General features: G+C 65.8%; 13 protein-coding genes. 12 read left to right on the forward strand and 1 reads right to left on the reverse strand.

From position 1 onward, the window contains the following. Window positions 1–250 precede the first annotated feature (250 nt). The 8 genes from E3T29_RS00670 (at window position 251) to E3T29_RS00705 (ending at window position 10201) form a co-directional block, all read left to right on the forward strand. On the forward strand, window positions 251–679 hold the full coding sequence (locus E3T29_RS00670) for a LysM peptidoglycan-binding domain-containing protein (RefSeq protein WP_092341045.1): 429 nt from the start codon (window positions 251–253) through the stop codon (window positions 677–679). A 31-nt stretch (window positions 680–710) separates the two neighbouring features. Continuing rightward, window positions 711–1805: a histidinol-phosphate transaminase gene (locus tag E3T29_RS00675; RefSeq protein WP_134343657.1), complete on the forward strand. Its 1095-nt coding sequence runs from the start codon at window positions 711–713 to the stop codon at window positions 1803–1805. A 4-nt stretch (window positions 1806–1809) separates the two neighbouring features. Then, the gene (gene hisB / locus E3T29_RS00680; protein ID WP_134343658.1) at window positions 1810–2433 is read left to right on the forward strand and encodes an imidazoleglycerol-phosphate dehydratase HisB; all 624 of its coding nucleotides are present in this window, start codon (window positions 1810–1812) and stop codon (window positions 2431–2433) included. Beyond that, window positions 2430–3059 carry an imidazole glycerol phosphate synthase subunit HisH gene (gene hisH, locus E3T29_RS00685; protein ID WP_134343659.1) on the forward strand — a complete coding sequence of 210 codons (630 nt, stop codon included), beginning with the start codon at window positions 2430–2432 and terminating at the stop codon, window positions 3057–3059. The genes hisB and hisH overlap by 4 nt, the downstream gene beginning before the upstream one ends. An 83-nt stretch (window positions 3060–3142) precedes the next feature. Then, a complete protein-coding gene (gene priA, locus E3T29_RS00690; protein WP_092341049.1) occupies window positions 3143–3889 on the forward strand; it encodes a bifunctional 1-(5-phosphoribosyl)-5-((5-phosphoribosylamino)methylideneamino)imidazole-4-carboxamide isomerase/phosphoribosylanthranilate isomerase PriA in 747 nt (248 codons plus the stop codon). After that, window positions 3889–4749, forward strand: coding sequence for an SseB family protein (locus E3T29_RS00695; RefSeq protein WP_134343660.1), 861 nt, complete (start codon window positions 3889–3891; stop codon window positions 4747–4749). Before priA ends, E3T29_RS00695 begins: the two co-directional genes overlap by 1 nt. A gap of 45 nt (window positions 4750–4794) precedes the next feature. Further along, on the forward strand, window positions 4795–9420 hold the full coding sequence (locus tag E3T29_RS00700; RefSeq protein ID WP_134343661.1) for an ATP-dependent helicase: 4626 nt from the start codon (window positions 4795–4797) through the stop codon (window positions 9418–9420). After that, window positions 9413–10201, forward strand: a complete 789-nt coding sequence (locus E3T29_RS00705; RefSeq protein ID WP_104088855.1) for a DNA-formamidopyrimidine glycosylase family protein — start codon at window positions 9413–9415, stop codon at window positions 10199–10201. The genes E3T29_RS00700 and E3T29_RS00705 overlap by 8 nt, the downstream gene beginning before the upstream one ends. An 82-nt stretch (window positions 10202–10283) precedes the next feature. On the opposite strand, the gene E3T29_RS00710 is transcribed toward E3T29_RS00705, so the two are convergent. Beyond that, window positions 10284–10649 (reverse strand): DUF1844 domain-containing protein, encoded by a 366-nt coding sequence (locus E3T29_RS00710; protein ID WP_092341053.1) that lies wholly within the window; start codon window positions 10647–10649, stop codon window positions 10284–10286. Between the two features lie 289 nt (window positions 10650–10938). Between E3T29_RS00710 and infC the strand changes: the two genes are divergently transcribed. The 4 genes from infC (at window position 10939) to E3T29_RS00730 (ending at window position 13131) form a co-directional block, all read left to right on the forward strand. Continuing rightward, a complete protein-coding gene (gene infC, locus E3T29_RS00715; RefSeq protein ID WP_104130035.1) occupies window positions 10939–11565 on the forward strand; it encodes a translation initiation factor IF-3 in 627 nt (208 codons plus the stop codon). Beyond that, on the forward strand, window positions 11558–11752 hold the full coding sequence (rpmI, locus tag E3T29_RS00720) for a 50S ribosomal protein L35 (protein ID WP_092341054.1): 195 nt from the start codon (window positions 11558–11560) through the stop codon (window positions 11750–11752). The genes infC and rpmI overlap by 8 nt, the downstream gene beginning before the upstream one ends. A gap of 52 nt (window positions 11753–11804) precedes the next feature. Further along, the gene (rplT, locus tag E3T29_RS00725; protein WP_104196972.1) at window positions 11805–12197 is read left to right on the forward strand and encodes a 50S ribosomal protein L20; all 393 of its coding nucleotides are present in this window, start codon (window positions 11805–11807) and stop codon (window positions 12195–12197) included. A gap of 133 nt (window positions 12198–12330) precedes the next feature. Next, window positions 12331–13131 carry an RNA methyltransferase gene (locus E3T29_RS00730; RefSeq protein ID WP_092341056.1) on the forward strand — a complete coding sequence of 267 codons (801 nt, stop codon included), beginning with the start codon at window positions 12331–12333 and terminating at the stop codon, window positions 13129–13131. The last annotated feature ends 2 nt before the right edge of the window (window positions 13132–13133 follow it).

Consider the following 13133-nt stretch of genomic DNA (forward strand, 5'->3'; position numbering starts at 1 on the left):
TGTCACACGGGGATGTCGGTGGTGTCTGGTTGAGTGTAAATCAAGCAATTGTCCTATCGAAAGTTTATCCAGTTCCGAACCCTGAAACAAACACTTATTCGAGTGTGTTGCGGGAAATTCGGGGTGAGGATCAGAAAAAGCTTGCATGTTCGATTGTTCGAAGTTATATTCGGAACATAGTTTCGTATCCGGCCTTCCCGGCCGAGGGCCGGATACGAGACTCGCAGCCCGCCTACCTTGGAGGTTTGACATGACCACAGCACTTGCACCCACAGCCCGTGAATACGGCGCTTCTCGTACCCCCGGCACCCGTCTGCACCTCACCCGGCGTGGGCGAGTGGTGTTCACGACCCTCGCAGCCGTGCCCCTCGTCATCGGTGCCGTCGCATTCGCCCTCAACGGGGGAGCGGCCGGAGCATCCAATTCCGCTACGGGCATCGACCTCACGTCGTACACGACCGACTCCGGAATCGTGGCGACGCTGGCCTACTCGCCGACCGACGTCGGGTCTGCCCGGTTCATCACAGTCGAACCCGGCCAAACCCTGTGGGACCTCGCCGAAGAGGTCTCGCCGTCCGCCGACCCGCGCGACGTCGTCGCCGACATCAAACGACTGAACGCGCTCACCGTCGAAACGCTCCAGCCCGGTCAGCGACTCGAACTGCCCGCCAACTCGTAAGTAGCAATGCGCGCCAGCACAGGGTCGTAGCATGGAGAGTGTGACCACTCTCGACGATCTTCCGCTCCGCACCAACCTGCAAGGCCTCACCCCGTACGGTGCTCCGCAATTACACGTTCCGGTGGCCCTGAACGTCAACGAGAACACGCACCCAATTCCCGAAGCAGTGGCCCGCGACATTCTCGCCGGCCTGGCCGAGGCCATCCGCTCGGTGAATCGCTACCCCGACCGCGAGTTCACCGCCCTGCGTGAGGCACTCGCGCAGTATCTTGGCGAGGCACTCACCTCCGACAACATCTGGGCGGCCAACGGCTCCAACGAAGTGCTCCAGCAGGTACTGCAGGCTTTCGGTGGACCTGGGCGCACCCTGCTCGGGTTTGCCCCCACCTATTCGATGTACTCGATCCTCGCGGCCGGAACCGACACCACCTGGATTGCCGGCACGCGCGATGCCGACTACGAGCTGTCGCCGGCCACCGCAGTGAGCCAGATCATTCGCACCAATCCGGACATCATCTTTCTCTGCTCACCGAACAACCCCACCGGCACCCCGCTCTCGCTCGAGACCATCGCCGCCGCCTACGACGCGACCGATGGCATCGTCGTCGTCGACGAGGCCTACGCCGAGTTCGCGCCCGCCGGAACTCCGAGTGCGCTCACCTTGCTGCCAGGCCGGGAGCGACTGTTGGTCTCACGCACAATGAGCAAGGCCTTTGCCTTTGCCGGTGCGCGGGTCGGCTATCTGGCTGCCGATCCGGCGGTAACGGATGCCCTGCGCCTGGTTCGCCTGCCGTACCACCTCTCCACCTTCACCCAGGCGGCCGCAAACGCTGCCCTGGCGCACAGCGCGGAGATGCTCGCCATGGTCGACGATATTCGTGGACAGCGCGATCGGCTCGTGGTCGAGCTGGCCCGTCTGGGCTATGCCCCGCACCGAAGCTGGAGCAACTTCGTATTATTCGGGGGAGTGGCCGACCCGCAGCAGACGTTTGAGGCGCTGCTGGCGGAGGGAATTCTCATTCGTGATGTCGGTATCCCGAACCACTTGCGGGTGACGGCGGGTACCGAGAAGGAGACTTCGCTGTTCCTTGACGCTCTGGCCCGCCTCGGACGACCGATAAACTAGCGCTATGAGCTCACCTGTTGGCATTTCCGCGCCCCGCGTCGCACACCTGCAACGGGAGACGAGTGAATCCAGCATCGATCTCTCACTGAACCTCGATGGCACCGGCGTCAGCGATATCCACACCTCGGTGCCGTTTTACGACCACCTGCTGACAGCCTTCGCCAAGCACTCCCTGACCGACCTCACGGTGCGCGCCAGCGGTGACATCGAAATAGACGTGCACCACACCGTCGAAGACGTGGGAATCGTGCTCGGCCAGGCCATTCGCCAGGCGCTCGGCGACAAGTCGGGCATCTCCCGCTACGGTGATGCCCTCGTGCCACTCGACGAGGCGCTCGCCCAGGCCGTCGTCGATATCTCGGGTCGCCCGTACCTCGTGCACACCGGCGAGCCGGCCGGCTTCGAATTCCACCTCATCGGCGGACACTTCACCGGCTCCATGGTGCGTCACGTCTTCGAAGCGATCACTTTTCACGCCGGGCTGACCGTGCACGTCACCGTGCTGGGCGGCCGCGACCCGCACCACATCGCCGAAGCCGAGTTCAAGGCCTTCGCCCGTGCGTTCCGTCTCGCCAAGGCCCTCGACCCGCTCGTGCAGGGCATCCCCTCCACCAAGGGAGCCCTGTGACTCGGGTCGTCGTCTTCGATTACGGCACCGGCAACGTGCACTCCGCGGTCAAGGCGCTCGAACTGGCCGGCGCTGACGTCACCCTGACGAGCGACCGCACGGTCGCGCTCGAAGCCGACGGCCTCGTAGTGCCCGGTGTTGGCGCGTTCAGCGCCGTCATGCAGGCCCTCAAAGCGGTTCGCGGCGACGAGATCGTCGACCGTCGCCTGGCCGGTGATCGCCCGGTACTCGGAATCTGCGTGGGAATGCAGGTCATGTTCGAGCACGGGGTCGAACGAGGCGTCGACACCGAGGGCCTCGGCGAATGGCCCGGAACGGTCACCGAACTTCCCGCCGCGATCCTGCCGCACATGGGCTGGAACACCGTCACGAGCGCGCCGGGCTCCGAGCTGTTTCGCGGGATCGAAGACGAGCGATTCTACTTCGTGCACTCCTACGCCGCGCAGTCCTGGACGCTTGAGGTCATGCCCCCGTTCCCCGAACCACGGCTCACCTGGGCCGAACACGGAGCGCCGTTCCTGGCCGCGATCGAGAACGGTCCGCTCACCGCAACCCAGTTCCACCCGGAGAAATCGGGCGAGGCGGGCATCCGCTTGTTGAAAAACTGGATCGGTACCCTGCGCTAATAGAACTGCGCGCCTAGACTGCACAATCCGCCCCACCACTATGAAATTGGCCGCAGCCTGCGACCGCACAACCGAGGAAACCAATGAGCGAGTTCAACAAGACACCGAGGCTCGTCCTCCTGCCCGCCGTCGATGTGGCCGGAGGCAAGGCCGTGCGCCTGACGCAGGGCGAGGCTGGTACGGAAACGAACTACGGTGACCCCGTCGATGCTGCGGCCGACTGGGCCAGACAGGGCGCCGAATGGATTCACCTCGTGGACCTCGATGCGGCATTCGGCCGCGGCACCAACACCGGCGTGATCAAGAAGGTCATTCGCCAGGTCAAGGGTGTCAACATCGAGCTGTCCGGTGGTATCCGCGATGATGCATCGCTGGAAGCAGCACTGACAACGGGCGTCAAACGCATCAACCTCGGAACCGCGGCCCTGGAAAACCCGGAGTGGGCGGCCAGCGTGATCGCGCAATACGGCGAGGCCGTGGCCGTGGGACTCGACGTGCGCGGCACGACCCTCGCCGCCCGCGGCTGGACCAAGGACGGGGGCGACCTCTGGCAGGTGCTCGAACGGCTGGAGGAGGCCGGCTGTGCTCGATATGTCGTGACCGACGTCACGAAGGACGGCACCCTGCAAGGCCCGAATATCGACCTGCTCCGCCAGGTACTCGATCGCACCCGCAAGCCGGTCATCGCCTCCGGCGGTATCTCCAGCCTCGATGACATCGAAGCGCTGCGCAAGCTGGTGCCGCTCGGCCTGGAAGGTGCCATCGTTGGCAAAGCGCTCTATGCCGGCGCGTTCACTCTGGCCGAGGCCCTGGACGTCGCGGGGGACTAATGGCAAAGGCGCGCAACCTCGGCTCAACGGGCGATCCCTCCGGTCGACCGGGTTCACAGAGCCAGCCCGGTTCCCAAAGCTCGCCGGGCCAGCCCGGTGAGCCGAACGAGCTGGCCGATTCGGCCGGTCAGCCCTGGGCCGGCCGAGAATTCGAGGCCAATCTGGACGCCGGCGATGACGGGTCAGCCCCCGCCGCGCTTGCCGAGGCGCTCACCCGCTTTCAGGCCCGGGAAGCGGGCGAAGAAAGCGTCATCGACGCCATCCGCGGTTCCCGCCTGCTGATTCCGCTGGTGACGAAGCTCGGCGAGGCCGCCCTGAACGCACGCGGGCAGACGATCGATAAAACCCAGGAGCTGTCGATCATCACCGTGGCCGGTCCCGACGGCCGCACCGTGTTGCCCGCCTTCTCCTCCACGGCCGCCATGACGGCCTGGAATCCCCTCGCCCGACCCGTTCCAGCGGATGCCGTGCGCGTCGCCCTGGCCGCCGCGCAGGAAAACACCGACCTCGTGGTGCTCGACCCCACCTCGCCCGGCGAATTCGTCATCCGGCGACCGGCGCTCTGGGCGATCGCCCAATCCCTGCCCTGGACACCGAGTTATGCCAGCCATCATGTGGCCGACGCGTTCGCCGCATCCATCGCAACGGAGCTGTCGGTGCTGACCGTTCAGCTCTCAGCCGGCGACCCGTTGGGGCGGCTGGAGGGGCCCGAACTGGTGGTTCAACTGGAACTGGTCGACGGCCTCACCCAGCCCGACCTGGACGCCATTCTGAGCCGGCTCGGCACTCGCTGGTCGGAGAGCGAGGTCATTACGACCGGTGTCGATTCGCTGCGGGTGAAGCTCATCGCCTCGGCCTAGATTTTGCGCAGCACGAATGTCGGTGGGGTAGGCGACAATAACCCTATGACCGACGTTCTCGATCGTTTCTCCTTGGCCTCCCGAGCCTGGTTCACCGAAGCGTTCGACGCGCCGACCGCGGCTCAACTCGGGGCGTGGAACGCTATTTCGCAGGGCTCGCACGCCCTCGTCGTGGCTCCGACCGGATCAGGGAAGACCCTGGCCGCGTTTCTGTGGGCCATCGACCGGCTCTATACCGAGTCAGCGCCAGGAACAGAGCAAACCAAGCATGCACCCGCTACTCGTGTGCTTTATATTTCGCCGCTCAAAGCACTCGGCGTCGACGTGGAACGCAACCTCAGCGCCCCCCTGGTGGGCGTCAGCCGCGCCGCTGAGCGGCTCGGGCTCGAGCCGCCGCACGTCTCGGTCGGGGTGCGCTCCGGAGACACACCTGCCGCCGACCGCCGCAAACTGATCACCACGCCGCCCGACATTCTCATCACTACCCCGGAGTCGTTGTTTTTGATGCTCACGTCAGCGGCCCGCGAATCGCTGCGCGGTGTGCAGACGGTCATCATCGACGAGGTGCACGCGGTCGCGGCGAGCAAACGCGGCGCCCACCTGGCCGTGTCCCTCGAACGACTCGACGCACTGCTCAATCAGCCGGCCCAGCGAATCGGACTGTCGGCCACGGTACGCCCGCAGAGCGAAGTCGCACGGTTTCTGGGCGGCGCCGCCCCGGTGCAGATCGTGTCGCCGCCCGCGCTGAAAAGGTTCGATCTGCGTGTGGTCGTTCCGGTCGATGACATGAGCGACCTCGGGCCGGTGCCTCAACGCGAGGGGGTCACGTCGGCCGCGGCGCCGCAGACCGGATCGATCTGGCCCCACGTCGAAGAGGCCATCGTCGACGAAGTGCTGGCACACTCCTCGAGCATCGTGTTCGCCAATTCGCGACGGCTCACCGAACGCCTGACGGCCCGGTTCAACGAAATCTATGCCGAGAGGCTGGCGGCCTCCGCGCTGGTTCCCGTGGTGCACGGAGGTGTTGTGGGGAGTCCTCCGGCCGTTCGCCCGCCAGCCGAACTGATGGGCGCGAGCGGCCAAACCGATGGCGCCGAGCCGCTGCTCGCCCGCGCACATCACGGTTCGGTCAGCAAAGAACAACGCGCGCTCATTGAAGACGACCTGAAATCGGGCCGGCTGCGCTGTGTCGTTGCCACGTCGAGCCTGGAACTCGGCATCGATATGGGCGCCGTCGACCTGGTCGTGCAGGTCGAGTCACCGCCGTCGGTGTCGAGCGGACTGCAGCGGCTCGGCCGCGCCGGGCACCAGGTCGGTGAGATCAGCCGCGGGGTGATCTACCCCAAGCACCGTGCAGACCTGATCCACGCGGCGGTCGCGGCCGAGCGAATGGTGGCCGGCGCGATCGAATCGCTGCGGGTTCCCACCAACCCGCTCGACATTCTGGCCCAGCAGACCGTCGCGGCCTGCGCGCTTGAACCGATCGACGTGGAGACCTGGTTCGACATGGTTCGGCGCAGCGCACCGTTCGCAACGCTGCCCCGCTCCGCCTACGAGGCCACCCTCGACCTGCTCGCCGGCCGCTACCCCTCTGACCAGTTCGCCGAGTTGCGCCCGCGCATCGTCTGGGATCGCGACGCCGGCACCCTGACCGGCCGTCCCGGCGCGCAGCGGTTGGCCGTCACCAGCGGCGGCACCATCCCCGACCGCGGTCTGTTCGGCGTCTTCATGGTCGGCGGCGAGCAGATCACCGGCAAACGGGTCGGCGAACTCGACGAAGAGATGGTCTATGAATCGAGGGTGGGCGATGTCTTCGCGCTCGGCACTACGAGCTGGCGCATCCAGGAGATCACCCACGACCGGGTACTCGTCGTGCCCGCGTTTGGGCAGCCGGGGCGGTTGCCGTTCTGGAAGGGTGACGGCCTCGGCCGCCCGGCTGAACTCGGTCAGGCCATCGGTGCTTTCGTGCGCGAAGTCGGGAGCCTGCCGGCCGATGCGGCGCGGGAGCGCTGTGCCGTGGGCGGCCTCGATCAGCGCGCCATCAGTAACCTGCTTGCCTTCCTGGGCGAGCAACGCGGTGCAACGGGCCAGCTGCCTACCGACCGCACGCTCGTGGTCGAACGGTTCCGCGATGAACTCGGGGACTGGCGCGTGGTGCTGCACTCGCCATACGGCACGCCGGTGCACGCACCGTGGGCACTCGCCGTCGGGGCCCGCGTGCGCGAGCGCTACGGAATCGATGGCTCCTGCGTCGCTAGCGACGACGGCATCGTCGTGCGCATCCCCGACACTGAAACCGAACCGCCCGGCAGTGACCTGTTCGTGTTCGATCCCGACGAGCTCGAACAGCTGGTCACCGACGAGGTCGGCGGCTCCGCGCTGTTCGCCTCCCGGTTTCGCGAGTGCGCCGCTCGGGCCCTGCTCCTGCCCCGGTACAAGCCCGGTGTCCGCTCGCCCCTCTGGCAGCAGCGGCAAAAAGCCGCGCAACTGCTCGACGTGGCCCGCACCTTTCCCACCTTTCCGATCATTCTCGAGACCCTGCGCGAATGCCTGCAGGACGTCTACGACCTGCCGGCCCTCGGGGTGCTGGCCCGGCAGATCGCCTCCCGCGAACTGCGCCTGGTCGAAACCACAACTGAGACCGCCAGCCCGTTCGCCAGCACCCTGCTGTTCGGCTACGTGGCCGCGTTCATGTATGAGGGCGACACTCCGCTGGCCGAGCGGCGCGCCACGGCCCTCGCAATCGACTCGAGCCTGCTCGCCGAACTGCTCGGGCGGGTGGAACTGCGTGAACTTCTCGACCCCACCGTCATCGACCAGACCGACCGGGAGCTGCAACGGCTCGCCCCCGACTATTTAGCGAATGGCGTGGAAGGCGTCGCCGACCTGCTGCGCACGCTCGGCCCGCTGAGCACCATCGAAGTGGCCGAGCGGATGCTCACGCCCGAGTCGCAGCCCGCCGCCGACCCGCTTGTCGCCGACGACGCCCTGCACGCCCTCGTCGACTCCCGCCGCGCGATCCGGGTGAGCATCGGCGGCCAGGACCGCTGGGCGGCCGTCGAAGACGCCAGCCGGTTGCGCGACGCACTCGGGGTTCCGCTCCCAATCGGTGTACCGGCAGCGTTCACCGAATCCGTCAAGGACCCGCTCGGCGACCTGATGAGCCGCTTTGCTCGCTCGCATGGACCGTTCACCACGCGGGCTGTCGCCGAGCGGTTCGGGCTGGGCGAGGCCGTCGTACAGATTGCCCTCGGCCGCCTCGCTGATGCCCGACGCATCGTGGCCGGCGAATTCCGACCGAACGGCACCGGCCCGGAATGGTGCGACTCCGAGGTGCTGCGCCGCCTCCGCCGCCGTTCCCTCGCCGCGCTTCGGCACGAGGTGGAACCCGTCGATCAGAAGGCTATCGGCCGGTTTTTGCCGGCCTGGCAACACGTGGGCGGTAAGCTGCGCGGAATCGACGGCGTCGCATCCGTTGTGGAACAGCTCGAGGGAGTGCGCATACCGGCGTCCGCCTGGGAGACGCTCATTCTACCAGCCCGAGTGAGCGACTACCAGCCGGGCATGCTCGACGAACTCACCAACGCGGGCGAAGTACTCTGGGCGGGCGCGGGAACCCTCGCCGGCAATGACGGCTGGGTCAGCCTGCACCTCGCCGAAACCGCCCAGCTCACGCTGCCACTGCCCATCGATGTGGACACGACGCCCCTGCAGCAGGAGATCCTCGCGACCCTCGGCAGCGGCGGGGCCTACTTCTTTCGCCAGCTCGCCGATGCCGTGGGCAGCCAAGACGACAAGGAATTGGTGCAGGCGCTGTGGGACCTGGTCTGGGCCGGGCTGATCAACAACGACACCTTCGCCCCGGTTCGCTCGCTCCTGGCCGGCGGGCATACCGCGCACCGGCAGAGCCGCGCCGTGCCCCGGGCGCGCCTGCATCGCGGGCGGTCGATGCCGCGGCCCAGTCTGCCGAGTCGCAGCGGACCACCAACGGTGTCGGGGCGGTGGTCGATCCTGCCGGTGGCCGATGACTCGCCGACCCGTCGTGCGCACGCGCTGGGGGAGACCCTGCTGGAACGCTACGGCGTCGTGACCCGCGGCGCGGTGATGGCCGAGGGAATCGCCGGGGGGTACTCGCTCGTCTACCGCACGCTCACCGGATTCGAAGAAATGGCCCGCTGCCGTCGCGGCTACTTCATCGAAGGGCTCGGCGCAGCCCAGTTCGCCACCGGCGGCACCATCGACCGGCTGCGCACCTTCGCTGCGGGGGCATCCGACCCGTCCGCTGCCCGACGCACCTCGCCAGCCGTCGCGGTGACCCTGGCCGCAGCGGACCCGGCGAACGCCTACGGCGCCGCGCTGCCGTGGCCGCCGCTGCCCGGGGACACCACCCACCGCCCGGGTCGCAAGGCGGGAGCACTGGTCGTGATCGTCGACGGCGGCCTCGTGCTCTATGTCGAGCGCGGTGGCAAGACTGTGGTTGTCTACGAGACGGATGCTGCCGTGCTCGCCGCAGCGACCGCCAGTCTGGCCGCCCTCGTCACTGCCGGGCGCATCCAGAAAATCGCCGTGGAAACGGCCAACGGCGTGTTCGTGATCGGCACCGAACTCGGCGCGGCCCTGCGCGCCGCCGGATTCACCGAAACGCCGAAGGGGCTGAGGCTGCGTGCCTGAGGGCGATACCGTCTACCGCACGGCTCGTTCCCTCGACCAGGCCCTGCGCGGAAACATCCTGACCGGCTGCGACATTCGGGTGCCGGCCTTCGCCACCGTCGACCTGACCGGGCAGACCGTGCACGAGGTCGTGAGTTACGGCAAACACCTGCTGCATCGGGTCGGCGAGACGAGTATCCACTCGCATCTCAAAATGGAGGGTGCCTGGCACCTCTACCGGCCGGGCACGCGCTGGCACCGGCCGGCGTTCCAGGCGCGTATCGTGCTGCAGACCCTCGAGTGGGTCGCCGTCGGTTTCGAGCTGGGTATTCTGGAACTCGTGCCGACCCGCGCCGAGTCGGAGGTGGTCGGCTATCTCGGGCCCGACCTGCTGGGCCCCGATTGGAGCGCGGTCGACGGTGCCGAGGCCACCAATCGACTCGCTGCCAGGCCCGACCAACCGGTTATTCTCGCGCTCGCCGACCAGCGCAATCTCGCCGGACTCGGCAATGTCTACGTCAACGAGCTCTGTTTTCTGCGTGGACTGCTGCCGACCCGGCCCATGGCTGAGGTCAGCGATATCGCCGGGCTCGTCGCGCTGGCCCGCCGCCTGCTTCTGGCCAACAAGGACCGCGACGAACGCACGACCACCGGCAACCTGCGCCGCGGAGCGCAAGTGTGGGTGTACGGGAGAGGCGGCCAGCCGTGCCGGCGCTGCGGTACCCGCATCAGTCGCGGCACCCTGGGCCGGAGTGATGTCGAGCAGCGCAACACATTCTGGTGCCCCCGCTGCCAGATCTAGCTCGGGTCCGCTCCGGTGCTCACAACACAAAGCGGATGCCGTCGGTCGGGGCGACCGCGGCATCCGCTCGACAAAAAATGGGCTAATTGACCGGCCCGGTGTACTTCTCGCCGGGGCCCTCGCCGATGGCGTCGGGAATGGCGGATGCCTCGCGGAACGCGAGTTGCAGGGAACGCAGTCCGTCACGCAGGCTGCGGGCATGCATATCGGCGATGTCGGGAGCCGCTGCCGTGACCAGCCCGGCGAGGGCCGTGATGAGTTTGCGGGCTTCGTCGAGGTCGATCTGGGCGTCGGGGTCTTCGGCCAGTCCGCACTTCACGGCGGCCGCGCTCATCAGGTGCACCGCGGCCGTGGTGATGATCTCCACAGCGGCCACATCGGCGATATCGCGTGTGGCTTGTGCTGCATCCTGCTCAAAACTCGTATCGTGCTCAAAACTTTGGCTCACTGCATTCCTCTGCTAGGCTAATCTTTGGTTCCGGGACAATAGTCTCGGTACGAAAGTGGAGAATCTCCCACCCGCGCATACCGCTTCGTCAAGGTTACCGGGTAGATTGCACTCCGCCGTCGCGTTATCACCTCTTCCGGGAAGGTGGCAGGGCGAGGGTAGACAGGGTGCCGTGTGGAACACGTCAACGAAAAAGTTGGTGTGGAAAACGCGTGATTTTCCTCTCTTCGTCCCTGGTCAGCATCCGCTGGCTGGTTGTGATCACGAAGTTAACCAAGAGGAGAGACGCATCAGCGATCCCCGTACAAATGACCGTATACGCGTCCCCGAAGTTCGTCTCGTTGGTCCCAACGGCGAGCAGGTCGGGGTCGTGGCGATTGATGTTGCCCTGCGCCTGGCACAGGATGCCGACCTCGACCTCGTCGAAGTTGCACCCGAAGCCAAGCCGCCCGTGGCCAAGATCATGGACTACGGCAAGTTCAAGTACGAGGCTGCGCAGAAGGCCAAGGAGGCCAGGCGCAACCAGGCGAACACGATCCTCAAGGAGGTTCGTTTCCGTCTCAAGATTGATACGCACGACTACGAGACCAAGCGCAAACGCGCCGAGGGCTTCCTGAAGAGCGGTGACAAGGTCAAAGCCATGATTCTTTTTCGTGGCCGCGAACAGTCCCGACCCGATCAGGGCGTACGACTGCTCCAAAAATTTGCCGAGGATGTCGCCGAGTACGGTTCCGTGGAATCTACTCCGATGATCGACGGTCGAAACATGGTCATGGTGATTGGCCCGTTGAAGAACAAGTCAGAAGCCAAGGCTGAGATCAACGCCCACAAGGCTGCCGAGAAGGCAGACAAGGTAGCCGATAAGGCAGACAAGGTTGCCGACAAGGCAGCGAAACAGGAGGAACCAGATGCCTAAGATGAAGACCCACTCCGGAACCAAGAAGCGTTTCAAGGTCACCGGCAGCGGAAAGATCATGAAGCAGCAGGCCGGACTTCGACACAACCTCGAGGTCAAGAGCACGCAGCGCAAGTCCCGTTTGAACCAGGACCAGGTGCTGGCCAAGTCAGACCAGAAGGTCATCAAGAAGCTTCTCGGTCTGTAAATTCCAACACCGGAAACCAGGCCTCGTAAATACGAATAAGGATTTGTAGAAAATGGCAAGAGTAAAGAGGGCCGTAAACGCCCACAAGAGTCGCCGCGTTATTCTCGAACGCGCCAAGGGCTACCGCGGTCAGCGTTCACGCCTGGTCACCAAGGCGAAGGAGCAGCTCACTCACTCCTTCACCTACAGCTACCGTGACCGTCGCGCACGCAAGGGCGACTTCCGTCGCCTGTGGATTCAGCGGATCAACGCTGCGTCGCGCGCGAATGGCCTCACCTACAACCGTCTGATCCAAGGCCTCGGCCTGGCTGGCATCGAGGTTGACCGTCGTATCCTCGCCGACCTGGCCGTCAACGAGGCAGCGACGTTCGCCGCCCTCGTTGAGAGCGCCAAGGCTGCTCTTCCCGCCGACACCTCGGCACCGAAGGTCGCCGTCACGGCGTAATGCGTCAACCGAACCGTTCATCACTGGCTGCCTCCTGGGCGTGAATGTCGTGAACGGCTCAAAATAAGGAGCGGGTGACCTGGTCACCCGCTCCTTTTTTGTGCGCATTCGCTGTGCACCTAAACTGGGGTACATGCTTGATAATTCACGTTCACCGCGCGTCCGTGCCGTCGCAAAACTTGCTAAGCGCGACGCGCGCCTCGAGTCCGGTCTGTTTCTGCTCGAAGGCCCACAGGCCGTTTCCGAAGCCCTCACCTTTCGTCCAGAGCTGGTCGTGGAGTTGTTTGCCACACCGACCGCGCTCGATCGTTACTCCGACCTCGCCCAGAAAGCGGTCGACGCCCAGGTTGAGGTGGAGTTCGTCTCTGAAGAGGTGCTCGAGGCCATGGCCGACACGGTCACCCCCCAGGGCTTCGTGGCCGTCTGCCACCAGTTCCCCACCTCGGTGAAGAAGATCTTCAACGCCGAACCCAAACTCGTCGCCATCCTTGAAGAGGTACGCGACCCGGGAAACGCCGGAACCATCATTCGCGCAGCGGATGCCGCCGGCGCCGACGCCGTCATCCTCACCGGTCGCAGCGTCGACCTGTACAACCCCAAGGTCATCCGTTCCTCGACCGGCTCCATCTTTCACCTGCCCGTCGCCATCGCGGCCGACCTTTCCGACGTGCTCGACCGTGCCCGCGCCGCCGGCCTGCAGCTGTTCGCCGCCGACATTAAAGGCTCCGACTTGCTCACCGCCCGCAACGAGGGGCTGCTCGCAGCTCCGACCGTGTGGCTGTTCGGCAACGAAGCTCGAGGCCTGACCGACGAAGACCTCGCTCGGGTCGACCGCAGTGTCAGCGTGCCGATCTACGGCGAAGCCGAGTCGATGAACCTGGCGACCGCGGCATCCGTTTGCCTGTATGAAAGTGCATTCGCCCAGCGCGCCTGAGC

The organism is Cryobacterium sp. TMT1-66-1, from assembly GCF_004403435.1.
Classification (GTDB): Bacteria; Actinomycetota; Actinomycetes; order Actinomycetales; family Microbacteriaceae; genus Cryobacterium; species Cryobacterium flavum.